A 24,326-nucleotide genomic window follows, 5' to 3' on the forward strand; every position below is an offset into this window, starting at 1 on the left:
CCCGTAATATCTGGTGGTTTGCTCTGCGTGTGTAAGCCTTTGTTACTGAACAAACCCTAAAGGGCTACTGAACAGTTCGTCTGAAGTATCCCTTTTGTAGCCCTTCATTAGCAAATGGATTGATGTATCCCATCACACCTAACCATTACGCTACTTCATCATCTGAAGTTGATCTCGTATGCATTCTTCTATAAGCGATTCATGAGTAATTTAATTAATTAATATGAAATCAACAAACTGCCCATAAATAAAAAACCCTCAACGCCAATAGCGTCAAGGGTTGATTTGATTAATATACTGACATGTATTGATCTCTTTCCCAAGGGTGAACTTGAGTACGGAAGATATCCCATTCGATTTCTTTTGCTTCTACAAAGTGTTCGAATAAGTGTGATCCTAGAGCACCAACGATTACTTCGTCAGTTTTTAATAGATCAAGTGCAGCTGCTAAAGTTGCTGGTAAATCGATGATTCCAACTTCTTCGCGCTCTTCTTTAGACATAACGTAGATGTTACGGTCTACTGGAGCTGGAGCTTCTAATTTATTTTTGATTCCGTCTAAACCTGCTGCTAATAATACTGATAATGCTAAGTAAGGATTTGCAGCTGGGTCAACTGAACGTACTTCTACACGTGTACTTAAGCCACGAGATGCAGGAATACGAATTAGTGGACTACGGTTTCTTGCAGACCAAGCAACGTAACATGGCGCTTCATAGCCAGGTACTAAACGTTTGTATGAGTTTACAGTTGGGTTTGTAACAGCTGTAAAGTTTGGAGCATGTTTTAAGATTCCTGCGATGAAGTGACGTGCAGTTTCACTTAAACCTAATTCACCAGTCTCATCGTAGAATGCGTTTTTACCATTTGTAAATAATGATAAGTTACAGTGCATACCTGAACCGTTTACACCAAATAGTGGTTTTGGCATGAATGTAGCGTGTAAACCGTGTTTACGAGCGATTGTTTTTACAACTAATTTAAATGTTTGAATGTCATCACAAGCTTTGATTGCACCAGCATATTTGAAATCAATTTCATGTTGCCCTGGAGCTACTTCGTGGTGAGATGCTTCGATTTCAAAGCCCATTTCTTCAAGTTCAAGAACGATATCACGACGGCAGTTTTCACCTAAATCAGTTGGTGCTAAGTCGAAGTAACCACCTTTATCATTTAACTCAAGAGTTGGTTCACCTTTTTCATCTAATTTAAATAAGAAGAATTCTGGCTCAGGTCCTAAGTTGAAATCTGTGAAGCCTAGAGCTTCCATTTCTTTTAACATACGTTTTAAGTTATTACGAGGATCCCCTTCAAATGGAGTGCCATCTGCATTGTAAATATCACAGATTAAACGAGCTACTTTTCCTTTTTCAGCAGTCCATGGGAATACTACCCAAGTGTCTAAATCAGGGAATAAATACATATCTGATTCTTCGATACGAACGAATCCTTCGATTGAAGAACCGTCAAACATCATTTTATTGTCTAAAGCTTTTTCAAGCTGACTTACTGGAATTTCAACGTTTTTGATAATTCCTAGTAAATCCGTAAATTGTAGACGTATGTACTTTACGTTTTGTTCTTTTGAAATACGGAAAATATCTTCTTTTGTAAACTTAGCCATTATAAAAGTTCCCCTTTCGTATGCAACAAACAAAATTAGTCTAACACACTTTAAAATAGAAAAGTAGAGATAACCTACTTCCACTTTTCTATTTTTTTTATTTTAAGTTTAGTGATTAGCAGTTTAAATATGTTTCTTTTTCCCATTCTGATACACGTAATCGATATGCATCCCATTCTTCTTTTTTATTTTGAAGGAATGAATAAAATACGTGTTTCCCTAATACTTGCTGTAGGAATTCACTGTTTTCAAGTTCTGTAACTGCTTCAAGTAAACTTCCTGGCAATGTTTCAATGCCTTCTGCTTTTCTAGTTACGTCATCCATCAAATACAGGTTTTCACTTCGTTCGACTGGAGGTGTTAATTTTCTTTCAATACCATCCAAGCCTGCAGATAATAAAACAGCTAAAGCTAAATAAGGATTTGCAGATGGGTCTGGATTTCGTACTTCGATTCTTGTACCTGCACCTCTTGCAGCAGGTATTCGAATTGTACAAGTACGATTACTTTGTGACCAAGCTACATAAACTGGTGCTTCATAGCCTGGAACTAAACGTTTATATGAATTAACTGTAGGATTTGTAACTGAAGCATTTGCACGAGCATGTGTTAGTACACCTGCAATAAATTGTCGTGCTGTTTCAGATAATCCAATTGAATCATGCTGATCATAAAAGGCATTACCATTATCATTTCCTAGACTCATATGACAATGCATACCTGAGCCATTTTCTCCAAAAATTGGTTTTGGCATGAATGTAGCAACTAAACCATTTTTTTCAGCAATCGTTTTAACAGTATATTTAAATAGTTGAATATTATCAGCTGTTTGTAATCCTGGTGCGTACTTCCAATCAATCTCATGTTGACCGATTGCAACTTCGTGATGTAAAGCCTCAACTTCTAACCCTAAAGCCTGAAGTGCTTTCGTAATTTCACGTCGTATTGTAACTGTTTTATCTAGGGGGGCTACATCAAAATATCCACCATTGTCATTTGGAACTAACTGATTTCCCTCCTTTTTAAATAGGAAGAATTCAGGTTCAGGTCCTACATTAAAAGAAGTAAATCCCTTGTCAGTCGCTTTTTCAATTGCTCGTTTAAGCACATTTCTTGGATCACCTTCAAAAGGTGTACCATTTGGATAATAAACATCGCAAATGAAGAGTCCAACTTTTTCGTTAGTGTCGACTTTCCAAGTATTCAAATCTGGGAAAAGCATCATATCACTTGCTTCAATTTTTGTGAATCCATTAATACTAGAGCCATCAAACATAGTTTCATTATTAAGTATTTTTTCAATTTGCGTGATTGGTAGTTCTAAATGTTTGAATACCCCTTCTACATCTGTGAAAAATAACTGTACAAATTCAAGACTATGTTCTTTGGCACTATTTAAAATCGTTTCCTTTTTCATTTATATTTCCCCCCATATAAATATAAAAGCTAGAATAATCCGGACTTAATCAATAACTTAATGAAAGAATCGAGACATATCTCCTTGTCGTAAAGAAGTTCTACCTAATTTACCATTTTGATATAACTCTTGACGAAGCATTTTTCGAAGCTGTTCATCTGATATTGATTTTTCAACAATGACTTGTTGAACCACTGTTTCTTTGGATTTTTCTGACGATTTCAAATTTAGTACTTCTTTAATTCCTGCTAAATTCAAGCCTTGTTCTATAAAAGTTTTAATCTCTAATAATCGATCGACATCATTGAAAGAAAATAATCTACGATTACCTTCAGTACGAGCAGGACGAATTAAATCATGCTCTTCATAATATCGAATTTGTCTTGCAGATAATTCAGTTAACGAAATGACTATTCCGATTGGGAAAAGTGGCGTTGAGCGTCTTACTTGATCATTCATAGCAATGCTCCTTTCGTTCATCTATAAGTATTTTATTTCATGTTAGATAATCTGTCAATACGATGTTAGAAAATCTAACATGAAAATATTTGTTTTTTATTCTATGCAAGTTTAGTTAAAATTCTACTATTTATAAAAAAAATAATCTCCATTAGTTTGGAGATTATAACGGTTTGTATTCAAATATTATTATTAGACTAGTGTTTGACAATTTCCGAATTCGGTCTGTCTGGAAGCAAATTCTTAATTTTTTTTGGCTAACAAAATTGCAATTAATAATAAAATACCTTTAATAATATCTTGCGCATAGTATGGTACGTTTAGCATCGTGAATCCGTTTAAAAGGACCCCCATTAAGCACGCACCTAAAAATGTTCCGATTATATTTGGTTTCCCTTTTCCATACATAGCAATTCCTATATATGCCGCTGTAATACTATCCATTAATAATGGTGTACCTGCTGAAACTTGCCCTGTACCAACTCGACTAGCAAGTAAAATCCCACCAAGTGATGCAAATAGCCCACTAATAATATAAGCATAAACTCGATACTTGTTTACGGGTATTGCAGATAAGTGTGCAGCAGTTTTATTTCCTCCAATAAAGAAGAATACTCTTCCCCAAGTTGTCTTTTCTAAAAATAAATGTGTAATCAAAATACAAATTATCATTATTATGACTGCAACTGGGATATTAAAAAATGACCCTTGCCCAAGATATAAAAACGAAGGAATAAAATGACCTGTAGTTGCTTTATTATTAATTGTCATTCCTTCATAGATCGATGAACCTTTTGTTAAGGTTAAATGTAAACCATTTACAACAAACATCATAGCAAGAGTAACTAATAAGTCCGGTAATTTCCCTTTCGTTATAAACATACCGTTTAATAATCCAACTATTAAACCAAAAACAATGGGAATTAATAGTGTAATCAATAGCTCTTGTCTAAAAACAATTAAACAATAAGCTGCTGTAACCGTACTTAAACTCGCGGTTGATCCAACTGATAAATCTAAACCATCAATGATTAAACTAAACGTAACTCCAATCGCCAGTAATGTTACGATTGAAATCGATCTTAAAATATCAGTAATATTACTATAAGATAAGAAGGAATTCGATGTCATTGAAAAAAATGCAATAACGACTAGAAGTAGGAATACTGCTCCAAAATCCAAAAATAATCTTCTACCTTGTGTTTGTGCCCATTGCGTCATTGTATACCCTCCAATAACTCACCTTGTATAATTGTATATATTTTGTCTCCTATCACATTAGCTTCTTCAATATCATTCGTGAAATAAATAACACAACCACCGTTAGCACAAAATTCATCAATGTATTGGAAAATATGTTGTTTAGCATAAATATCAACACCCTTTAGTGGTTCATCTAATATAAGACACTTTAAATTCGGTGAGATCCATTTTGCTATACTTACTTTTTGCTGATTTCCTCCACTAAGATGTAAAATTTCTTTTTCAGTGTCCTTTGGATAAATACTTAAAGTATTAATTATGGATTGAGAACTCTCAAATTCGAGATTTTTGTTTATCCAACCTCTTTTGTTGAATGAGATATTCTCTCTAATCGAATGATTTAGAAATAACCCTTCTTTTCTTCGATCCTCTGGTACAAATGCAATTCCTTGTTTATATGCATGCTGGGGAGACTTGATCAAAAATGAGTTTCTTCCTATTATTAATTCATATTGGTTTCGATTGCCCCAAATTGTTTTTGCTAAACTTGTTTTCTTATTTCCATTTGCACCATAAATGGCAATTACTTCATTTTTATTTATTTCTATATTAATAGAAGGTTTCGTTTCACTTAATTGGATATTACGAAACTGAAAAGCTGGTTCATTGCGCTCTTTTATGGTTTTTTTAAATGAAAATTTACCAGAAGACATTTGACCGATTATTTCTTCCACAGATAACGTCGATGAGCTACCTTGATACACGATTTCTCCACTTCTTAATACCGTTAATTCATCAGTAAATTTTATAAGTTCGTCAATTGAGTGTAAAATGACGACAATACCTTTCCCCATTTTTTTTAAATTATGTAAGAATGAGAAAAATTGCTCTTTTTCAGTATTTCCTAGGGAAGAAGTGGGCTCATCAAATAGGAAATAGGATGCATCATTTAGTAGTGCTTTTGCAATTAAAATAAATTGTTTTTCATATATTGTACAATCACTTACTTGTTTATAATATGGTAGATTCAAATTCCAATTTGAAAGTCGATTTTGAACAAATTCAACACTTTTCTTTTTTGAGAAGAAGAATTTCTTAATTTCTCTATTCAATGCAATTATTAAATTTTCAATTACAGTTAATCCTTGCACAAGTCCCTCATCAACTTCTTGAGGGACATATGCTATTGTTGAATTTTCACTTACTTTACACTTACCATTTGTTGGTTGAATTCTATGAGCTAGAATCTTCATTAACGTACTTTTACCTGCACCATTTAAACCAGCCAGACCGTCTATTTTTCCAGGTTTGACTGTAAAATTAATATCCTTTAGTACCTCTGATTCTCCATAACTAAAAAATACAGATTCTAGTTTAATAGTCATCTTTAGTTCCCCTTATCTAATTTCTCCATCCATGGTGAAGTTGCAGCTTGTGAAGGTATCCAGTTATTACTATATTTCCTTAGATCACTAACTTTAATTGGAGTATTTGGAAGCTCCTCTTTCTCTATTAATTTAGGTTCTAAAGAATATATATCTGGCGTTTCTTCTCCAGCTATTTTTTGATATAGGAATCTAGATTGAACTTCTCCAATCTCTCCCGGATCACTTGCAGCTGAAGTAACCCACGGTGAATTTTTTTCTTGAATTAATTGAAGATCTTCATCACTTAAATCAATTCCGTAAACTTTTACTTCATTACGTCCAGCTTGTTGAATTGCTTTTGTAGCCCCTTTTGCAAACTCATCCCAAGTTGCAAAAATAGCATCAAGCTGACCTTTAGGATATTTCTTTAATAAAGCTTCTACTTGAGCTTGTGTATCAAGCATCGTATTACTACTTGCTTTTCCGAATCTGGCAACCTCTCTTATATTCGGATAACGTTTATAAAATGCATCAAGAATAACTTTTCTGCGCTCCATCGGTGTAAAACCACCTACCCAAATTGTTGCGATATTCCCTTTTCCGTTTAATCCTTCTGCTAAACTCTTTAAACTTTTCCATGCTAAACTGTAATCATCTTGGTCAATTACTGTAACACCAGGAATATTTAAATCACTATCAAAAGAAACAACTGGAATGCCTGCAGCTAACGCTTTTTTCACACCTTTTTCTAATGTTTCTTTTCGCCCATGATCGATTAAAATTCCATCAACCTTAGAATTGACGGCTGTATCTAAATTGGAGGCCATCTTTGCTAAATCATTATCAGCATTATATACTTGTACTTCTCCACCAAATTTCCCAACTTGTTTTTTCACGCCATCGATATATTGTGAAGAAAAAGTTCCAATTGAAAACTCCATAATTAAAGCAATTTTTGTTTTCTTTTTTATTGCTTCAGGAATTTCAGAATTGCTACTTGCGGATACTTTCTTTACTTCAGTACTAGCATTTTCAGATTTTTTGGTTGAAACTACATTTTGTTCATTTGCACAAGCTGTTAATAATACTGATGCAATTGATAGTGTTGCAATAATTTTTTTCATTACTCTTCCTCCCAACTTTTAAACGTTTCTTTATAATCGCTAGAAACAATGCCTTTTTCCGTAATAATCGCAGTTATTAATTCATTCGGCGTCACGTCAAACGCTGGGTTTAGTACATCGATTCCTTCAGGGGCAATTTGAACATTTCCGATATGCGTTACTTCAGTACGATCACGTTGTTCAATGACAATTTCATTCCCTGTTTCGATTGTTAAATCGATTGTTGATAAAGGAGCAGCTACATAAAATGGGATTTGGTAAAAGTTAGCTAAAATTGCTAATTGTAATGTTCCAATTTTATTAGCAGTGTCTCCGTTAGCAGTAATGCGATCAGCACCAACAATAACTGCATCTACTTTTTTATTTTGTAATAAGTAGCCGACCATATTATCAGTTAATAATGTAACCGGGATACCACTTTGGTTCAATTCCCAAGAGGTTAGTCTTGCACCTTGAAATACTGGTCTTGTTTCTGTTGCATAAGCCGAAATTTCCCAGCCTTTTTCTTTTGCTAAGTGAAGTGGAGCTAAAGCTGTTCCGTATCGACTTGTCGCGATACTCCCTGCGTTGCAATGAGTTAATACTGCTGCTCCGTCATGTAATAATGTTAATGCGTTTTCACCGATTTCTTTGCAAGTTGCTTCATCTGCTACATGTAATTTAATTGCTTCTTCCATGATGATTAATTTAGCTTCGGATACTGTCACTGCTTCTTTACTAGAGCTAATTAGTTTTTCAACGGCCCATGCTAAATTTACTGCAGTTGGTCTAGCACTAATTAGTTCATCCGCTAATAATCTAGCTTGTTGATGAAATTCATTAACTTGTTCAGTTTGAAGTTCTCGAACACCTAAATATAGTCCATACGCAGCAGCTAAACCAATTGCTGGTGCTCCTCTTACTTGTAATTTTACGATTGCTTCACGTACATCTAATAATGTCGTTGCATCAAAATAGCGTATTTCAGTTGGTAATTTAGTTTGGTCTAAAATTTTTAAACTTTCACCGTTCCATTGTAATGATTCAGGTATTTGCTGTAATGCAGTCATCGATTATTACTCCAATCCAATAAGTAAATTTCCAATATTTCTAATAGTAAATCTATTTTTTATACAATAAACTCCGAATTTTAAGACTTTTTTCTTTGCTTCAATTTTTTGATTATGTTCCAGTGAATCAATATCTTCAACGTGAGCAAGACCGATACTTCTTCGGATTAATTCACATCCAATAACCCCAATTGCATCCACCCAATATCCTTCTAACTTTTCTTTTATTAGAGCTTTTTGGTTAAATGGTCTAACGCTATGCTCTTCCCATAGTCGGATAAATGTTTCATTAAACACTTTTTCAATGTTTAAAATGTGTTCAATAATTTCGTCTTTTAGTTCAGTACGGCTGAAAAGTTGAAAAAGTAAATTTGCTTGAATTTGCCCTAAATCAAATCCGATTGGTCCGACAAATGCAAATTCCGGGTCAATTACTTTTGTTTCTGTTTCAGATACGAAAATGCTTCCCGTATGTAAATCACCATGTAATAAAGCTTCTTTTTTCGATAAGAAATCTAATTTTAGTTTCGCAACCTCAATTTGTAGATCTGCATCATTCCATAGTTCTTTAATTTCTTCTGTTAATTCTTCTTCAAAACTATTTGTTTCACTGTTAAAAAATGGATCTGTATACACAAGATTTTCTGTTATATCACATAAGTCAGGATTATTAAAAAGATACTCTAGCTCTTTTTTCTTAGCTGGTGAAGTTCCAAAGTCTGAAGTGAAAAATAATGACTTTGCTAAAAATTCACCGATATGTTCAGCTAAAAACGGATAGCTTTTTTTCTCAATGAAACCTTTTCGTAGAATTTGTAAGTGTGAAAGATCCTCCATTACAGTTACGGCTTGATCTTCGTCATGCTCTAAAATTTTAGGTGCATGTAATGGGATTAACTCATTGTATATTTTTGTCGCATTACTCTCGATCGTAGCTCGCTTTAATGTAAGTGGCCAGCTTTCACCAACAACTTTTGCATATGGTAGAGCCTGTTTTATAATTAACCCTTTCTCGCTTCCTACTGGATTAACTTTAAATACTAAATTTAAATTCCCATCCCCAATTTCTATACATTCACATAGTTCATTTTTAAAATAGCCAAGTTTTTGTAAATAAGTAATTGCAGTTGCTTCTGTTAAAGGTCTATATTCTTTTCGTTCAATGACAGTCACCAAATTCATCCCCCTTGAATTTTGCAAAATAAAAAGCCTCTTTTCCGAGACGAAAAGAGGCAATACTAATTGACTTTCGTCTCTTATCTACCAGAAAATTTCTTTTCTGTTGGAATTAGCACCGTGCCTTACTGAACATTTAAGCTCAGGCGTAAACAATACGCCCCATTTCACAATGGTATTATGGTCGGTTGCTGGGCATCGTCGGGCCAAATCCCTCCGCCTACTCGAAATAAGAGTTCGCATATTTGATTTTATATTCGTATTTTAGTTTATTGATTTTTAATTTGTCAATTACTTTTTTAAAACTTTTTGTAAATTTCTTCTTTTCTGTCTTCAAAAATAGGGATTGTACCGCGTACTTCATCAACTTTTTTTGAATCAATTTCGCCATAAACGATTTCTTCATTCGTGCTACCTTTGGTTACTACCTCTCCCCAAGGGTCAATGATCATTGATCCTCCACCAAATGTATTTGCTAAATCTTTTCCTACTCGATTACATGCAACAACATAACACTGATTTTCGATTGCTCTTGCTTTTAGTAAGATTTCCCAATGATTCATTCTTTGAATTGGCCATTCGGCAACAAAAAATAAAACTTTTGCACCCTTTTGCGAATGAGCTCCAATCCATTCAGGAAAACGCAAATCATAGCAAACAAATCCTGCAGCCGTTAATCCATCGATTTCAAAAAGGCCATCTGTTTCCCCTGATTGAAGATAGTGATGCTCGTTCATTAACTGGAACAAATGAACTTTATCATAAGTTTTTACTAATTCACCAGTACTGCTAATAACAATTAATGTATTCGTAACACCATTTTCTCTTGCAATTGGGAACGAACCAGCAATCAATATTACATTATTTGATTTTGCGATGGATTGAAGTTCAGAAATAATCACTTCTTGTTCACCTGTGTGCAAACCAATTTCTTCCAGACAATAGCCTGTTGTCCATAGCTCAGGTAGTACGATTACACGAATATTTTCTTTAATAGCTTCGTTTATTTGAGTTTTCATTTTCTCTAAATTAGTCTTTGATTCACCTAAAATAACGTCAGATTGAATACACGCAATTTTAATCACAATTTATTCACCCTATTCTAAATTTTATAGACATTTTTAAATCGAGCATATATGATGGTGAAAGTTATTGCAACAGTCGTTCATGAAAATCAGTCGATTAAGAAACGATCTATTCAAATTAATTTTATTATATTTTTGGAGTGATTAACTTGAATCATAGTAAACTATTAAACAATTTACCAAAACAATTTTTTGCTTCACTAGTCCAAAAAGTGAATCAGTCAATTAATAATGGTCATGATGTCATTAATCTTGGTCAAGGAAATCCCGATCAACCTACACCCGACCATATTATAAAAGCATTACAAAAGTCTGTTGAAAACCCTTTAACTCATCGTTATTCTCCGTTTAGAGGAATGAGCTCTTTAAAAAATGCTGTTGTAGAATTTTATAAACGAGAGTATGATGTTGATTTAGACCCAGAGGAAGAAGTAGCCATATTATTCGGTGGAAAAGCTGGATTAGTAGAGCTACCACTTTGTTTATGTGACGAAGGAGATACAATTTTAGTTCCAGACCCAGGCTATCCAGACTATTTATCTGGTATATCTCTTTCAAAAACAGTTCCATACATGCTTCCATTACTTGAAGAAAATCAATTTTTACCAGATTATAAATTAATTCCTCAAGATGTTTTGGATGCTAGTAAAATATTATTTATCAATTATCCAAATAATCCCACAGGTGCTATAGCATCTGAAGAATTTTTTAAAGAAACAGTTGCGCTTGCAAAAAATAATCAGATTACTGTTTGTCATGATTTTGCTTACGGTGCATTTGGTTTTGACGGCAAAAAACCTTTAAGTTATCTTCAAACTCCAGGAGCAAAGGAATGCGGGATTGAAATTTATACCCTTTCTAAAACTTATAATATGGCTGGTTGGAGAATTGGTTTTGCAGTTGGAAATAAAGAGATTATTTCAGCAATTAATCTTTTACAGGATCATCTTTATGTTAGCATCTTCCCTGCTGTTCAAGAAGCTGCAGCTGCTGCGCTAACTGAATCTCAAGAAAGTGTAAAACAACTATTAGCACTTTATGAAGAGCGTAGAAATGTATTTATTAGCGGCTGTCACGAAATTGGATGGGAAGTAACTGCACCTGCAGGTTCGTTTTTTGCATGGTTAAAAATCCCATCAGGTTTTACATCACAGGAATTTGCTGATCTTTTACTTGAAAAGGCTCATATTGCAGTCGCTCCCGGAAATGGATTTGGAGAATATGGAGAAGGATATGTAAGAGTCGGCCTACTATCAGATATTGATCGATTGAAGGAAGCAGTTGCTAGATTAAAAGAGATTGAAATATTTTCAAAATTTAATGTTTGACAATTGTGATTGTTCATGAAATAATTCGATTAGATTAAGAATTCAAAATTAAATATTACTTTATTCAGAGTAGGTGGAGGGACCGAGCCCGATGAAACCCGGCAACCGGCTAGTTAACTAGTACGGTGCTAATTCTCGCAGCATTTGCTGGCAGATAAGGTGTAGGTAAACCTCTCCTTAGTGGAGAGGTTTTTTGTTTGACTAAAACTTTTTGGAGGTTTTGAAATGAGTGGAGTAATAGCAACTTACCAAGTTTATGATAAAAATCATCATTTAGAAAAAAAGGCAGAGTCAATCGCGCTAGGTTTAACGGTTGGTTCATGGACGAATTTACCTCAAAATGATCAAATTCAATTACAAAAGCATAAAGGCAAAGTTCTTTCAGTACGTGAAATAGAATGCGAAGAAAATGTCGTTAACTTTCTAGGCTATAAACCGACAAAAGGGATTATTGAAATCTATTATCCTAGCTTAAATTTTTCAGCTGATCTACCAGCAATTTTAACAACCGTTTTCGGTAAGCTATCCCTTGATGGTGAAATTAAACTGATTGATTTAAATTTTACGGATGACATTTTAGCTCTTTTTCCGGGTCCAAAATTTGGTATTAAAGGTATTCGAGAGAAATTGGATGTATATGATCGACCTTTATTAATGAGCATTTTTAAATCAATTATCGGCAGAGATATTCAATACATTTCAGAGGAATTAAAAAAGCAAGCTTTAGGTGGCGTAGATTTAATAAAAGATGACGAGATCCTTTTTGACACAATTACATCTATTACGGATCGCGTCACTCACGGAAAAAATATTTTGAACCAAGTTTATGAAAAAACAGGACACAAAACATTATACGCGGTGAATTTAACTGGCCGAACATACGAGTTAAAAGAAAAAGCATTACGTGCTGCTGAAGCTGGTGCTGATGTATTTTTATTAAATGTGTTCTCGTATGGAATTGATGTACTGCAAGGATTGGCAGAAGATCCATCAATTAATATTCCAATTATGGCCCATCCTGCTGTATCGGGTGCATTTAGTTCATCTCCAATTTATGGTATTGACGCAGGATTATTACTTGGTAAACTTTTACGAATTGCTGGCGCAGATTTTAGTCTTTTCCCTTCACCATATGGATCAGTTGCGTTAGAAAAAGAGACAGCTTTAAAAATCGCTGAAAATTTAACAGTTTCAAATGGATTAAAAGAGACATTCCCAGTACCTTCTGCTGGAATTCACCCAGGACTTGTTCCTCAATTAATTCAAGATTTTGGAATTGAGCAGGTCATCAACGCTGGCGGCGGTGTTCATGGTCATCCGGATGGACCAATTGGTGGAGGTAATGCATTTAGAGAAGCAATTTCAGCAACATTATCTGGAGTTGACCTAAAAGACTACGCACTTCCAAATACATCACTACAAAAAGCATTACAACTTTGGGGGTAACAACAATGGCAATAAAGATTTTTTGTGATTTTGATGGAACAATTACAGAGGGAGACAATATCGTTAATTTAATTAAAGAATTTGCTCCACCTTCAGTAAGTGGATTAACAAGTGAAGTATTAAATGGCAATATATCGATTCGAGAAGGTGTAGAGAAAATGTTTGCTACGATTCCTTCAACGAAAAAACAAGAAATGACCGATTATGTAATCAATCGTACAGTCATTCGAGATGGTTTTAGCGATTTTATACAATTTGTAAGCGTACAACAATATGAGTTAAAAGTTGTAAGTGGCGGATTAGATTTTTTCGTTCATCCAATATTAGCTGATTACCTTCCATCTTCGGATATTTTATGTAATCGTACTGACTTTACAGGCCAAACTGTAAAGATTCATTGGGATCATTCTTGTGATGAAAACTGTACGAATGATTGTGGAATGTGTAAACCATCTGTTAAAAGAAAATTTAGTGAAGCAAATGATTTTATCATTGTCATTGGTGATTCAATTACTGACTTACAAATTGCAAAAGAAGCTAATTTAATTTTTGCTCGAGATTTCTTAAAAGATAAATGTGAAGAATTATCTTTACCTTTCATTCCTTTTGAAAATTTCTATGATATTCGAGCTTCATTAGAGACGGAGGTGCTAGTATGAAGGACTTTTTCAAACATTATGATGAAATTCGCGAAGTAAAAAAAGTACTTGCTGATCGAGATTGGTTTTTAGGAACTAGCGGAAATTTATCAATTAAAGTAAATGAGGAGCCTTTAAACTTTTTAGTTACAACTAGTGGTAAAGATAAAACTAAACATACTTATGACGATTTTTTACTCGTTAATGAATTTGACCAATCTGTTTGGGATGAATCAAAAAAACCATCAGCGGAAGCCATTTTGCATCGTCTAATTTATCAGCACACAAATGCAAAATGCGTTCTTCATGTACACACTTTAGCAAATAACTTTATAACAAAGGATTTCCCATATCAAGATGAGTTAGCTTTTTCTGGTATTGAAATTATTAAAGCGTTGGGACTTTGGGAAGAAGATGCAGAAATTACAATTCCAATTATAAAAAATCATGCGCATATCCCCACTCTTGCAAATGAATTTCTTCCACATATTAAGAATGATCATGGTGCTGTATTAATTCACAATCATGGTATAACAGTATGGGCAGAATCAGCATTTGAAGCAAAAAAACATTTAGAAGCTTATGAGTTTCTATTCCAATACGCTTTACAAGGTATACAAAAAAATACATTTATAAAGAACTAATTTGGAGGAATGAAGAATGGCAACAATTTGGGTAGAAAAAAAAGATTATCATATTACAAGTGATGTTGAGGTAAAAGCATATTTAGAAGAACAAGGTGTAATTTACGAAAATTGGAATATCGAACAATTACATAGTTCGTTACAAGAAAAATTTATTTTATCAGATGATGAAAAAGCAGCAATTCTTGAAACTTTTAAAGCTGAAATCGACAGTATTTCATCAAGACGTGGCTATTTAGCAAGTGATATTATTACTCTTTCAGAAGCAACTCCAAATCTTGATGATTTACTTAAAAACTTCAACCGCGAGCATCATCATACAGATGACGAAGTTCGCTTCATAGTTAGCGGTCACGGTACGTTTATTATCGAAGGAAATGAAGGATTTTTCCATGTTAATTTGAATCCTGGAGATTTAATTTCTGTACCACCAAATGTACGCCACTACTTCACATTAGCAGAGGATCGTAAAGTAGTTGCTGTTCGATTGTTTGTTACTACTGAAGGCTGGGTGCCGATTTACGAATAATTTGATAAAAACTAAATTGACTCATATCCACTTTTAGGATGTGAGTCAATTAATTTTCCTCTTCATTGAAATGATCTTCTCGGTAATCGATATATAACGACCCATCGGTTTGTACTTCAACAAAAAACACATCTGAAACTGATTTTATACCTACCCTTTCAAGTTGAGCCATTAACCATTTTTTATCCAAGTTTAAATTTGATAATGCATCTTCATTTACTTCCCCGTCAGATATGACTGCTGTTGAAGTCGGAAATAATAAAGTTTTTTTCCATGTTTTATTTTTTTTCGTTTTAACATCTTTTGTTTTCATAATAGATAAACTGCCATCGATTTCAAATATAGCGTACTCTACATCTTTCAACGAATAAATATTCTCATTACGAAGCATTCCTTGAAATTGCTCTGTATCTAATCTAGCTTTTTTTAATGCATTTTCCATTATTTTTCCTTGTCTAATTAAAATTATTGGTTCCCCAAGAATTACCCGACGTACAGTTTTAGATTTTAAACTTAAATACCCCATGATAATCGTCAAAACTGCCCAGCCAACTAATCCAATAATCCCATCTTCAATAGTTAATGTTTTAGATGTCGTAATTGATGCTGCTATATTTCCTATTGTAATAGCTGTTACAAATGTAAAAACATCTAATTGACTAATCTCCTTCTTCCCCATTAATCTCGTTAAAATAAATAAAACAAAAAATGAGCATATAACTCTTAATACTACTTCATTAAAGCTCATTTAGTTCATCCTTTCTCTTTCAAACCATCTATTTTAAGAATTTATCAATCAACTTAGCGTTTGAAAAATAGTACGAAACTATTCTTTATTATTTCTAAAAAATTAGTAAACCTGATTGGTTGTAATGTCCTCATAAATTACCGATTATTGAAGAAAATAATACTATTCATTTATAATCGACTAATTAACTGAGGTGAGATCTTGAGTAAAAAACTTTCACTTGTTGGCTTAATATTAATGGTATTTACAACTGTATATGGTTTTGGAAATATACCTACAGCATTCTATTTAATGGGATATAGTGCAATTCCATGGTATTTACTCTCAGCTATTACTTTTTTTATTCCTTTTGCTTTTATGATGGCTGAGTTCGGAGCTGCATATAAGCATTCAGAAGGTGGAATTTATACATGGATGGCCGATTCAGTTGGGCCTAGATTCGCTTTTATTGGAACCTTTATGTGGTTCTCTTCCTATGTAATTTTTATGGTTAGTGTCTCTTCAAAGGTTTGGATTCCCCTATCAACCTTTATTTTTGGTAGAGACAAAACGCAGTCCCTTTCATTATTTGGACTTTCATCTACTCAATCAATTGGCTTATTAGCATTACTTTGGATGTTAGTTGTGACCTATTTTGCTTCAAAAGGGATTGAAAGTATTAGTAAGGTAACAACGATTGGTGGAATTACAGTTTTCTCATTAAATATAGTATTGCTAATCACAAGTATCCTTATTTTTCTATTCAATGGAGGAAAATTTGCGCAACCAATTAAAAGCTTTTCATCAGCATTTGCTCACTCTCCTAATCCAAATTATCTATCTACCCTCTCAATCTTATCATTTGTTGTATTTGCAATCTTTGCATATGGCGGTTTAGAAGCAATCGGCGGATTAGTTGATCAAACGGAAAACGCTGAACGTAATTTTCCAAAAGGGATTACAATTTCAGCAATTATTATCTCAGTAGGATATTCGTTAGGTATTTTTTTAGTAGGTATTTTTATTAACTGGTCAAATGATTTAAGTGCTAGTACAACGAACTTAGGGAACATAACATATGTACTTATGTACAATTTAGGATTAGAACTTGGAAAAGCTTTTAATTTATCAACACATACTGCCGATCTAATTGGCATTTGGTTTGCAAGAATTACTGGTTTATCAATGTTCCTTGCATATACCGGAGCATTTTTCACATTAATTTATGCACCATTAAAAACAATCATAAAAGGCACACCAAAATACCTATGGCCGACAAAATTTTCAGACACAAATGAAAAAGGTATGCCTGTCAATGCAATGTGGGTACAATTTGCAATTGTATCCATCATTATTGTCCTAACTTCCTTTGGCGGTCAAGGAGCATCTGCATTTTTTAATAAAATAACTTTAATGACGAATGTTTCAATGACATTACCTTATATTTTTTTAGGAATTGCCTATCCCATGTTTAAAAGGAATGATCAAATCGATAAACCATTCCAAATATTAAAATCAAATTCATCTGCTTTATTTGCAAGCATTCTCGTTATATTAGTAGTTGGATTTGCAAACTTTTTTACAATCATTCAACCGGCTATTGAAGGTGATTACAACTCCACAATCTGGATGATTGCAGGTCCAATCTTCTTTTCAATATTAGCTTTACTCATTCTTAACCGTTCAAGAAAGCATACCCAAAAAGAGAAGAAAATTGCCTAGCAATCTTCCCACTTATTGTTAATAACAATTCCGAAAGTAAGTCGGAAATATAGCACATACTAAAGTTGGAGGTGATATTCATGGGTCACAATCAAAATCCACATGTAAAAAAGAAGAACAAAAATAAAGGGCAACCTACACCAGCTGCAGTTAATTCAGAAGGTTATTTTGCTCCAAGTAAATCAAATACTGAAGCTCTTAATGAAGTTAAAAATTCATAAAGAAAACTCACCGATTGGCGAGCCGTTAGGAGAAGTCAGAGGCGTAGATGCATTTATATTTATACTGATACCTAAAAATGGCTTCTAGTCGATTTTTCTACCCTGTTTGCCAATTTGCTTAAATGTATAAAAAAATGACCGTCATTTTTTTGGCGGTCTCTTTTCATTATTTACTCATCGAATTTGCAGTTTTTATTAAATCTCGAATAGTGTATTGTTTACCAGTTTCTTCTGAAAAAAGAAGTGAAATTGAATGATAAAGACCGTCTTTCTTCCATCGAATTGTTTTTGTATTATCATCATCAGCAACAATCAAAACTTTTGTACCATCTTTTAATTTGGTTGTTTTTAATGCTTGTTGTTGATCTGGGAAGGAAGCTTTTTTATTATGATATGTGATGACAAACATTGTAACCTCTACTTCTTCATTTGAGTAATTAAACGAGGTAGCATTAATAGCTTCATTTTTTTGATTTTTTTGTACATCCATTGTGACATCCTTTGCTCTAAACGGGATCTTTTCTGGTACAACTAATTCTTTTTGTACATCTTTTGATAATTGATCTACCACTTGTTTTATCGTTTTAGGATATTCTTTTTTTAATGATTCAACTGCACCATTACCATGTGAACAAGCAGTTAACAAAAGAATTGAGAATAAAAGAATAATTTTTTTCAATCCACATGCCCCCTATTTTTCCAAATCTACCCTTTCACTTAATATCTCTAAATGCCATCATATTAGCCCTAAAACAAACAAAAACTGCCTGTATATACAGGACAGTCTTAAATCCTTTAAGGTTCAACAATTACGATTTTTCCTTTTTGCACATATAGCAATATTTCCGCATTTTCCGTATCATTTCGGTAAGTATAGCATGTAAGATCATCAAATCCACCGTGTGAAACATCATGAACTGTATCAACTAATTTGTATTTATTTCCTCTAAATTCTATTTTTCTTTCTATTGATGGCTGCTCCGTCAAAATTTGTTCCTTTGATCGAAAATTCATCTAATCACTCCTTTGGTCACGATTAGTATAGCCATATTCTTAGTTTTCAATTTTATGTACTATATCGAATTCAATTATATAACTGTCCAAGTCTCGTACAGAGATTTCCTTCCAAGCTCCCACAGTCTATTTCGCTTTATTCAGTCTCGGAAACGATTATCGTACTATTTTTTGATCGCATTCCTGAAATGCTACCATTTTCAACATGATAAAAATTTAGTACTCATAATCTAATATTAGTGATAATTGGAAACATTTTTACTAAAATCCTTAAAAATTTATATTTGGAGGTTGTTTCATGCCAAGTTGGACAAATAAATTCATCCCAATTAATCAATTTACACGATCTGGTCAAAAATTAAATGGAGTTAAAAAAATCGTTATTCATTGGACTGCAAATCCTGGTGCGACAGCAACCGGACATTATAAATATTTTGGCGAGGTTTTACCTGGGCAAAATGCGGAGGCAATTAGTCAAGGGAGAAAACCATCTTATGCTTTTTGCACATATTTTTGTCGATCCTAAAGAGGCAATTTGTATTATCCCTTTAAATGAGGTCACATTCCATGCAAATGAAAAATATACTTATGTGAATGGTGTACCCTTTCGAGGTGTAGATGCATTAAAGCCAAATGCCAATTTATTATCGATATCAGTTGAAATGTGTGTTGAAAAGGATAATCGTATTTCAAATACGACCATCAATCGAACAATGATGGTTGTAAATGATTTATGTTCAATGTTTAATTTAACCCAAAAAGATATCGTCCGTCATTTTGATGTTACTAGAAAACCGTGTCCATACCCGTTTGTAAAATATAACGAGATTTTTAATCATTTCAAAATAAATGCAGGACATTTATTAAATCGCTCATTAATATACCCCGGTCATGTTATGAAAATAGGAGATTCAAATATTTATGTCATTACCATTCAACAGCTTTTAGGCATTACACCAGACGGTCATTTTGGTACTCAGACTGCAAATGCCGTAAAGCTTTTTCAACAACAGATCGGTCTAACACTGGATGGGATTGTTGGAGAAAAGACTTGGAAAATGTTAAATCAATAATTTTAATCGGGATGTTAATTTAATAACAATACCGCATTTTTATTCTACTTCGAGAGCAAATTTTAAAAATTGTACAAACATAATCGATTGTTCTTCTATCATTATTTCTTCCGCTGAGAGTATTGCATAGTCTAGTGCAAGTCCATCAATAAATGAAACAATCATTCTTGCTAAAATTTCACTATCATACTTTTTACTAAATTCTTTGTTTTTTTGACCTTCTTTTATGACATCGGAAAAGATTTTAATTCCATAAAAATATCGTTCTTTCCCATACTTTTTTCTTCTTTCATCATTTCTACCAGTTATGAAAAACTCTAAAGTAATTGGTGCCAAAGGATCCATTCGATCATTTGGCACTCTTCTTTCACCGAACATTCTTAATAAAAGTAATTCCCAATATGAATCAACATGTTGATTCAATAATTTCCTTGTTTCTTCAGACACTCTTAGTAGTGACTCATATAAAAGTGATTCAAACAATTCTTCTTTATTAGCAAAATATTGATATAATCCACCTCTACTTACATTTGATGCGTCCATCACATGCTTCATAGTCGTTCTTTCATACCCATTTTCGATAAACACTTGTTTTGCTGCTTCTAAAATTTTAGTTCGACGTTGCTGTTGGTGCTCCTTGCTGACTTTCGGAGACATCTTTCTTCCCCCGCTCTACTCTATTTTTCGTTAAGAAACCTATTATTGAGACAAATACTAAAAGTGATGCAGAAATAATAAATGTTGGAATGACACCAATTACAGTGGATAGCCATCCACCTAATAAAGGTCCAATAATTGTTGCTGTTGTGGTAACACTTCCTATTACGCCAAATACTCTACCTGTTAACTCAACTGGGGTATCGACTTGAACAGATGCCTGGAATGGAACAAATACTAAGCCAGCTGCAAATCCGGCAAACAACCCTAATAATGGTGCCCAAACAATTGAAAAATCGAGATTAAAATGTGTGAATAAAGCCATCATACCAAAACCAAATCCGATTCCACAAACTCCTATTAACATTAAATTATAGGCACGATAATTTGTTTTTTTCGCTAATATTAAACTAGAAAAAAACATTCCTACACCAGAACCAGTTACTAAATAGCCAAATAAACCTGGTGATGCATGTTTAAGTTCCCTTATTAAAACTATAATTTGCGAATCTGATAACTGCAAGATTAAGAGACTAAAACCTAAAAAAAACATACCGACTAAAATTTGAGTATTAGATTTAATAAACGAAACACCTTCCATAAATTCAGTTTTATAGGAAGATTTAGCTTTATCCTTCACTTTTTCTTCTTTAATCTGCTGGGCAACTTTTGGTAGTAAGAAAATCAAGATTGCAGAAATAATAAATGATACTGAATTAATATAAAATACTGGCGTTGTTCCAGCTGCCGAAACTAGAATTCCACTCAAAATCGGTCCGAAAATTTTTGTAGCAGAGTCAATCATAGCTGTAATTGACATCGCGCTTTTTATTTCTTCATTCGGAACTAGTTCCTTTAACTTACCATTTTTGGCAGGATTAAAAACTGCAGAAAACAATCCAATCGTAAACAAACAAATATAGACCATCCACAACGTATTTGCTAATGCAAGTAAAACAAATAAACCAGCACGGACAATATCCGATAAAACCATCAATTGCTTTCTACTAAAGCGATCTGCTATTGTTCCAGCAACAGGTCCTAATAATGCCATAGGAACAGCGAGACATAAAATAATAAATGAAACCTCAATTGGCGAAGCATTCCATTTTAACCCTACAAGCGTAATGATCGCGACAATACTTAACCAATCACCAATATTTGAAATCGCTTGAGCAACCATTATTGTTAAGAAACCTTTATTATTCCTTAGAACTTTCATCTTGTTTAGCCCCCTTAAAACCGACACTTGTGTCGTTTTTATTTAATTATAACGACACAAGTGTCGGTTTTCAATCGTTTTTTCTGAAAATTAGTTATATTCCTCGTTTAACTTTATTCAAAAAATGGAATTAAAATTATTATTTTTTTAGATTGCTAATTTTTCTTTAATCCATTTTCCGTATGCCAAATGGGCCTGTTCAATAAATTACTTTACTTACGAAAACGCATATTAGTTTAATAACATTCTAAATGATTCGTAAATCTAGGGACCTAAAATTCTGGTACATTTAGAAAATTAAAATGATAAAATTAATTAAAATTACTTTATTTTCCTATACATGTTCAAAATATTCTTTAATAATATAAAGATAGATGTAGATAAGGAGAATGAATAGATAAGTGAAAGCATACAAACCAAAGATTTTAACAATATTCCTTTTTGTCATATTTGGTATACTATTTCTTTTAATACTTTTGATGGCAATAATAAATACCAAACATTTCTCAATTTCAACTATATTTGTATTCATTGGCTCCTTGTTATTTATCTTTTTACTTTTTAGGGGTTCAATAAAATTATGGAATTATCGTAAAAAAGGGATCGGGATTTACTGGGACGAAGAAGGTGTAGTTGTAGACTTTGTTGGTAATAAAATATTTTGGGATGAAATTGAAAATATTGAATTTATTAAAACAAAATCTTCTAGAACTACCTTTATTCGTGTTCATTATTCGAAAGAAGAGCAAGTTCGTGTAAGACATAAACTTCCCTTAAAAAATATTTTTTGGAGATATAGTGGGAGTATTGAATGGAGTGAAATTGAAAAACCAAGGGAAATGCATACTAATCTAGTAAATTATTGGGAAAAGAAAAAGTTTTATTTTAAATAAAGTTTTTGTTAAATTTAAAACTTGATTTTTGAGCGATAGTAAAGGATACAAATACGCTTAAATTCAATGTAAGTGATACCTTTTGAACTAACTGCTTTCACGTACTGATAATTAAAAAGTAACTTAACTTCTTTCTCAGTGAATACTTTTTACTCATCTCAAATTTCCACGATTCCGGTTTTCTAATAATTAACAAAAGTACCCTATAGAGTAGACTTTTAAATGTCTATTCTATAGGGTACTTTTAAGTAGAAGCGCTATTCTTTTTTTATTCACTAATGTATGCGTTTGTTGCATAATGGATTTAAAAATTTTAGTCTAATTTACCTTTGCATAGATGCAGGTATCAGTTAGTTTTTTACCGTCAGCTGTAAGATCCTCATTACGTAATGTACCTTCAAGCTCAAAACCTAGTTTTTCAGGGATCGAACGGCTTTTAGTGTTTTTAGAATCACATCTTATTTCAATTCTTCTAAATTTAAGTTGCTGAAAGCCAAGGTTTGTTAACTCACTTACTGTTTCTGTCATAAATCCATTGCCACTATATTGCGTGTTAATCCAGTATCCAATTTCACCTTTAGAAATCTCCCAATTAATTCTGTGAAGGCTAGCAGTTCCAATAAAGTCATTAGTATCCTTATGATAGATCAGATAGCGAAAACTTTCTCTTTTCAAAAAATCTATATGGGCATTTCTAAGGAGAATTTCCGTTTCTTCAATAGTAGGAATTGATTGGAATAAATGCAACCATTGCTTTAATTCACTAAATGAAGCATTAATAGCTTGGTATACTACATTGCCGTCACCAGCTTGAAGTGGTGCTCGAAGAATTAGTCTGTCTGTTTCTATTTGTAACGGAACATCTAATAAAATAGGATTCATATCATTTCCCCTCTCGAAAACGTTAAATTATGACCTAATCAAACTTATATAATAAAAAAACTGTCACCCCAAAGAAATAATTCTTGAGGAAGAGAGCAAGCATTTTCAGAAGAAAGAAAATGTATAACAAAAAGCTCAATCCTTGCTCACAAAGCTAATACTTACAATTCGCTATTTAATTATTCATCGCTTTTGTAAATCCGCCATCATCTAAGTATCGAATATTAGTTATTTTGCCATCTTTGGTAAAATAAACTCTACCTGAAACTTCAGCGAGCTTTTGTTTACTTCCAGCTTTTCCGTATAATACATAAACTTTAAATTCATAGGCTCCTTCAGTCGTCTCAATTTTTTTAATATCAATGTTATCTACTTTTATTTGATATCCGCTTTTGTGTGCTAAAAATTGATAATTAAATGCATATGCAGCGATAAAATTGTTGTACATCCTTTCAGTAAAATAAGGTTGGTAGTTTTTTTCATAATATTTTTCTAGCTCTGTGTTTTTTGGGGGTTGCGTAGCTTCCCCATCTTTTCCTATGACTGTTACATTTTCTTCCGACGATAACATCTCAATTAATTTTATATCAGGTCCTGTAAACTGTTTTTCTAAGACAGTTTTTATAGTCTTTTCATTTTGATCCTGAGGTGTGGACTTTACAATATTGGTTGAAGAGCAACCAGTTACTATAATGATTCCTAATAAAAGAAACGACATCATTGTCAATGAATAGAATCGGCACATAAGATTTTTTTTCATTTATTCCTCCAAATTTTAATGACAAAGCACATTTTTCACTATTAAATATATTCCATTTTTTTCCTC

26 protein-coding genes and 2 riboswitches are annotated in these 24,326 nt (G+C 33.0%); of the genes, 10 read left to right on the plus strand and 16 right to left on the minus strand.

Features of this window, described 5'->3' with window-relative positions; genetic code table 11:
- Positions 1 to 289: 289 nt before the first annotated feature.
- The 9 genes from glnA to ACFVRR_RS18720 all read right to left on the minus strand — a co-directional run bounded on the left by glnA (position 290) and on the right by ACFVRR_RS18720 (position 10,501).
- Entirely contained in the window at positions 290 to 1,624 is a 1,335-nt protein-coding gene (glnA, locus tag ACFVRR_RS18680) for a type I glutamate--ammonia ligase (protein ID WP_056470085.1), read from the minus strand.
- Positions 1,625 to 1,739: 115 nt separating this feature from the next.
- Complete coding sequence (locus ACFVRR_RS18685) at positions 1,740 to 3,041, minus strand: glutamine synthetase family protein (protein WP_387331607.1); 1,302 nt, start codon at positions 3,039 to 3,041, stop codon at positions 1,740 to 1,742.
- A gap of 57 nt (positions 3,042 to 3,098) precedes the next feature.
- Positions 3,099 to 3,500 (minus strand): MerR family transcriptional regulator, encoded by a 402-nt coding sequence (locus ACFVRR_RS18690; protein ID WP_056470089.1) that lies wholly within the window; start codon positions 3,498 to 3,500, stop codon positions 3,099 to 3,101.
- A 243-nt stretch (positions 3,501 to 3,743) separates the two neighbouring features.
- The gene (locus tag ACFVRR_RS18695; protein ID WP_387331609.1) at positions 3,744 to 4,721 is read right to left on the minus strand and encodes an ABC transporter permease; all 978 of its coding nucleotides are present in this window, start codon (positions 4,719 to 4,721) and stop codon (positions 3,744 to 3,746) included.
- The gene (locus ACFVRR_RS18700; RefSeq protein WP_387331611.1) at positions 4,718 to 6,088 is read right to left on the minus strand and encodes an ATP-binding cassette domain-containing protein; all 1,371 of its coding nucleotides are present in this window, start codon (positions 6,086 to 6,088) and stop codon (positions 4,718 to 4,720) included. Before ACFVRR_RS18700 ends, ACFVRR_RS18695 begins: the two co-directional genes overlap by 4 nt.
- Positions 6,089 to 6,090: 2 nt before the next feature.
- Positions 6,091 to 7,194: a substrate-binding domain-containing protein gene (locus ACFVRR_RS18705; RefSeq protein ID WP_387331613.1), complete on the minus strand. Its 1,104-nt coding sequence runs from the start codon at positions 7,192 to 7,194 to the stop codon at positions 6,091 to 6,093.
- Positions 7,194 to 8,243, minus strand: coding sequence for an S-methyl-5-thioribose-1-phosphate isomerase (gene mtnA / locus ACFVRR_RS18710; RefSeq protein ID WP_387331615.1), 1,050 nt, complete (start codon positions 8,241 to 8,243; stop codon positions 7,194 to 7,196). The genes ACFVRR_RS18705 and mtnA overlap by 1 nt, the downstream gene beginning before the upstream one ends.
- Before the next feature lie 6 nt (positions 8,244 to 8,249).
- Complete coding sequence (gene mtnK, locus ACFVRR_RS18715) at positions 8,250 to 9,425, minus strand: S-methyl-5-thioribose kinase (RefSeq protein WP_387331736.1); 1,176 nt, start codon at positions 9,423 to 9,425, stop codon at positions 8,250 to 8,252.
- Between the two features lie 71 nt (positions 9,426 to 9,496).
- A riboswitch (SAM riboswitch) is annotated at positions 9,497 to 9,655 on the minus strand.
- A 63-nt stretch (positions 9,656 to 9,718) separates the two neighbouring features.
- Entirely contained in the window at positions 9,719 to 10,501 is a 783-nt protein-coding gene (locus tag ACFVRR_RS18720) for a carbon-nitrogen family hydrolase (protein WP_387331738.1), read from the minus strand.
- A 146-nt stretch (positions 10,502 to 10,647) separates the two neighbouring features.
- Between ACFVRR_RS18720 and ACFVRR_RS18725 the strand changes: the two genes are divergently transcribed.
- From ACFVRR_RS18725 to ACFVRR_RS18745, 5 genes are all read left to right on the plus strand, one after another.
- Positions 10,648 to 11,832, plus strand: a complete 1,185-nt coding sequence (locus ACFVRR_RS18725) for a pyridoxal phosphate-dependent aminotransferase (RefSeq protein ID WP_387331740.1) — start codon at positions 10,648 to 10,650, stop codon at positions 11,830 to 11,832.
- A gap of 57 nt (positions 11,833 to 11,889) precedes the next feature.
- Positions 11,890 to 11,993, plus strand: a riboswitch (SAM riboswitch).
- A 64-nt stretch (positions 11,994 to 12,057) separates the two neighbouring features.
- Complete coding sequence (locus ACFVRR_RS18730) at positions 12,058 to 13,278, plus strand: 2,3-diketo-5-methylthiopentyl-1-phosphate enolase (protein ID WP_387331617.1); 1,221 nt, start codon at positions 12,058 to 12,060, stop codon at positions 13,276 to 13,278.
- A 5-nt stretch (positions 13,279 to 13,283) separates the two neighbouring features.
- Entirely contained in the window at positions 13,284 to 13,937 is a 654-nt protein-coding gene (locus ACFVRR_RS18735) for a 2-hydroxy-3-keto-5-methylthiopentenyl-1-phosphate phosphatase (protein ID WP_387331619.1), read from the plus strand.
- Positions 13,934 to 14,560 carry a methylthioribulose 1-phosphate dehydratase gene (locus tag ACFVRR_RS18740; protein WP_387331621.1) on the plus strand — a complete coding sequence of 209 codons (627 nt, stop codon included), beginning with the start codon at positions 13,934 to 13,936 and terminating at the stop codon, positions 14,558 to 14,560. The genes ACFVRR_RS18735 and ACFVRR_RS18740 overlap by 4 nt, the downstream gene beginning before the upstream one ends.
- A 16-nt stretch (positions 14,561 to 14,576) precedes the next feature.
- Positions 14,577 to 15,089, plus strand: a complete 513-nt coding sequence (locus tag ACFVRR_RS18745) for a cupin domain-containing protein (protein WP_335478836.1) — start codon at positions 14,577 to 14,579, stop codon at positions 15,087 to 15,089.
- Between the two features lie 49 nt (positions 15,090 to 15,138).
- Here the strand turns inward: ACFVRR_RS18745 and ACFVRR_RS18750 are convergent, their stop codons facing one another.
- Positions 15,139 to 15,837, minus strand: coding sequence for a DUF421 domain-containing protein (locus ACFVRR_RS18750; protein WP_387331623.1), 699 nt, complete (start codon positions 15,835 to 15,837; stop codon positions 15,139 to 15,141).
- Positions 15,838 to 16,038: 201 nt separating this feature from the next.
- Between ACFVRR_RS18750 and yjeM the strand changes: the two genes are divergently transcribed.
- Both yjeM and ACFVRR_RS18760 read left to right on the plus strand, forming a co-directional pair.
- Positions 16,039 to 17,538 (plus strand): glutamate/gamma-aminobutyrate family transporter YjeM, encoded by a 1,500-nt coding sequence (gene yjeM / locus ACFVRR_RS18755; protein WP_387331625.1) that lies wholly within the window; start codon positions 16,039 to 16,041, stop codon positions 17,536 to 17,538.
- Between the two features lie 80 nt (positions 17,539 to 17,618).
- Positions 17,619 to 17,759, plus strand: a complete 141-nt coding sequence (locus ACFVRR_RS18760; protein WP_175403438.1) for a hypothetical protein — start codon at positions 17,619 to 17,621, stop codon at positions 17,757 to 17,759.
- Positions 17,760 to 17,925: 166 nt separating this feature from the next.
- Here ACFVRR_RS18760 and ACFVRR_RS18765 read toward each other — a convergent pair whose 3' ends face one another.
- Complete coding sequence (locus ACFVRR_RS18765; protein ID WP_387331628.1) at positions 17,926 to 18,438, minus strand: hypothetical protein; 513 nt, start codon at positions 18,436 to 18,438, stop codon at positions 17,926 to 17,928.
- 116 nt (positions 18,439 to 18,554) lie between these two features.
- Complete coding sequence (locus ACFVRR_RS18770; protein WP_335481602.1) at positions 18,555 to 18,773, minus strand: hypothetical protein; 219 nt, start codon at positions 18,771 to 18,773, stop codon at positions 18,555 to 18,557.
- 298 nt (positions 18,774 to 19,071) lie between these two features.
- Here ACFVRR_RS18770 and ACFVRR_RS18775 point away from each other — a divergent pair, with 298 nt between their 5' ends.
- Positions 19,072 to 19,299 carry a hypothetical protein gene (locus ACFVRR_RS18775; protein ID WP_387331630.1) on the plus strand — a complete coding sequence of 76 codons (228 nt, stop codon included), beginning with the start codon at positions 19,072 to 19,074 and terminating at the stop codon, positions 19,297 to 19,299.
- Positions 19,268 to 19,846, plus strand: coding sequence for a peptidoglycan recognition protein family protein (locus tag ACFVRR_RS18780; RefSeq protein WP_387331632.1), 579 nt, complete (start codon positions 19,268 to 19,270; stop codon positions 19,844 to 19,846). Before ACFVRR_RS18775 ends, ACFVRR_RS18780 begins: the two co-directional genes overlap by 32 nt.
- Before the next feature lie 39 nt (positions 19,847 to 19,885).
- Here ACFVRR_RS18780 and ACFVRR_RS18785 read toward each other — a convergent pair whose 3' ends face one another.
- A complete protein-coding gene (locus tag ACFVRR_RS18785) occupies positions 19,886 to 20,503 on the minus strand; it encodes a TetR/AcrR family transcriptional regulator (protein ID WP_387331634.1) in 618 nt (205 codons plus the stop codon).
- On the minus strand, positions 20,457 to 21,725 hold the full coding sequence (locus ACFVRR_RS18790) for an MFS transporter (protein WP_387331636.1): 1,269 nt from the start codon (positions 21,723 to 21,725) through the stop codon (positions 20,457 to 20,459). Before ACFVRR_RS18790 ends, ACFVRR_RS18785 begins: the two co-directional genes overlap by 47 nt.
- Positions 21,726 to 22,126: 401 nt before the next feature.
- Here ACFVRR_RS18790 and ACFVRR_RS18795 point away from each other — a divergent pair, with 401 nt between their 5' ends.
- The gene (locus tag ACFVRR_RS18795) at positions 22,127 to 22,618 is read left to right on the plus strand and encodes a hypothetical protein (protein WP_387331638.1); all 492 of its coding nucleotides are present in this window, start codon (positions 22,127 to 22,129) and stop codon (positions 22,616 to 22,618) included.
- Positions 22,619 to 22,936: 318 nt separating this feature from the next.
- On the opposite strand, the gene ACFVRR_RS18800 is transcribed toward ACFVRR_RS18795, so the two are convergent.
- Positions 22,937 to 23,500, minus strand: coding sequence for a GNAT family N-acetyltransferase (locus tag ACFVRR_RS18800; RefSeq protein WP_387331640.1), 564 nt, complete (start codon positions 23,498 to 23,500; stop codon positions 22,937 to 22,939).
- Positions 23,501 to 23,675: 175 nt separating this feature from the next.
- On the minus strand, positions 23,676 to 24,260 hold the full coding sequence (locus ACFVRR_RS18805) for a hypothetical protein (RefSeq protein WP_387331642.1): 585 nt from the start codon (positions 24,258 to 24,260) through the stop codon (positions 23,676 to 23,678).
- Between the last annotated feature and the right edge of the window lie 66 nt (positions 24,261 to 24,326).

It is taken from the genome of Gottfriedia sp. NPDC057948, from assembly GCF_042887255.1.
Classification (GTDB): domain Bacteria; phylum Bacillota; class Bacilli; order Bacillales; family Bacillaceae_G; genus Gottfriedia.

What these genes read in the sequence shown, in the direction of transcription:
- ACFVRR_RS18695 (WP_387331609.1), bottom strand. Translation starts at nt 4,721, where the DNA reads ATGACGCAATGGGCACAAACACAAGGTAGAAGATTATTTTTGGATTTT.
- ACFVRR_RS18705 (WP_387331613.1), bottom strand. Translation starts at nt 7,194, where the DNA reads ATGAAAAAAATTATTGCAACACTATCAATTGCATCAGTATTATTAACA.
- ACFVRR_RS18700 (WP_387331611.1), bottom strand. Translation starts at nt 6,088, where the DNA reads ATGACTATTAAACTAGAATCTGTATTTTTTAGTTATGGAGAATCAGAG.
- ACFVRR_RS18685 (WP_387331607.1), bottom strand. Translation starts at nt 3,041, where the DNA reads ATGAAAAAGGAAACGATTTTAAATAGTGCCAAAGAACATAGTCTTGAA.
- ACFVRR_RS18780 (WP_387331632.1), top strand. Translation starts at nt 19,268, where the DNA reads ATGCTTTTTGCACATATTTTTGTCGATCCTAAAGAGGCAATTTGTATT.
- ACFVRR_RS18730 (WP_387331617.1), top strand. Translation starts at nt 12,058, where the DNA reads ATGAGTGGAGTAATAGCAACTTACCAAGTTTATGATAAAAATCATCAT.
- ACFVRR_RS18690 (WP_056470089.1), bottom strand. Translation starts at nt 3,500, where the DNA reads ATGAATGATCAAGTAAGACGCTCAACGCCACTTTTCCCAATCGGAATA.
- glnA (WP_056470085.1), bottom strand. Translation starts at nt 1,624, where the DNA reads ATGGCTAAGTTTACAAAAGAAGATATTTTCCGTATTTCAAAAGAACAA.
- ACFVRR_RS18735 (WP_387331619.1), top strand. Translation starts at nt 13,284, where the DNA reads ATGGCAATAAAGATTTTTTGTGATTTTGATGGAACAATTACAGAGGGA.
- ACFVRR_RS18805 (WP_387331642.1), bottom strand. Translation starts at nt 24,260, where the DNA reads ATGAAAAAAAATCTTATGTGCCGATTCTATTCATTGACAATGATGTCG.
- ACFVRR_RS18775 (WP_387331630.1), top strand. Translation starts at nt 19,072, where the DNA reads ATGCCAAGTTGGACAAATAAATTCATCCCAATTAATCAATTTACACGA.
- ACFVRR_RS18740 (WP_387331621.1), top strand. Translation starts at nt 13,934, where the DNA reads ATGAAGGACTTTTTCAAACATTATGATGAAATTCGCGAAGTAAAAAAA.
- ACFVRR_RS18760 (WP_175403438.1), top strand. Translation starts at nt 17,619, where the DNA reads ATGGGTCACAATCAAAATCCACATGTAAAAAAGAAGAACAAAAATAAA.
- ACFVRR_RS18790 (WP_387331636.1), bottom strand. Translation starts at nt 21,725, where the DNA reads ATGAAAGTTCTAAGGAATAATAAAGGTTTCTTAACAATAATGGTTGCT.
- ACFVRR_RS18800 (WP_387331640.1), bottom strand. Translation starts at nt 23,500, where the DNA reads ATGAATCCTATTTTATTAGATGTTCCGTTACAAATAGAAACAGACAGA.
- ACFVRR_RS18750 (WP_387331623.1), bottom strand. Translation starts at nt 15,837, where the DNA reads ATGAGCTTTAATGAAGTAGTATTAAGAGTTATATGCTCATTTTTTGTT.
- mtnK (WP_387331736.1), bottom strand. Translation starts at nt 9,425, where the DNA reads ATGAATTTGGTGACTGTCATTGAACGAAAAGAATATAGACCTTTAACA.
- ACFVRR_RS18745 (WP_335478836.1), top strand. Translation starts at nt 14,577, where the DNA reads ATGGCAACAATTTGGGTAGAAAAAAAAGATTATCATATTACAAGTGAT.
- mtnA (WP_387331615.1), bottom strand. Translation starts at nt 8,243, where the DNA reads ATGACTGCATTACAGCAAATACCTGAATCATTACAATGGAACGGTGAA.
- ACFVRR_RS18770 (WP_335481602.1), bottom strand. Translation starts at nt 18,773, where the DNA reads ATGAATTTTCGATCAAAGGAACAAATTTTGACGGAGCAGCCATCAATA.
- ACFVRR_RS18785 (WP_387331634.1), bottom strand. Translation starts at nt 20,503, where the DNA reads ATGTCTCCGAAAGTCAGCAAGGAGCACCAACAGCAACGTCGAACTAAA.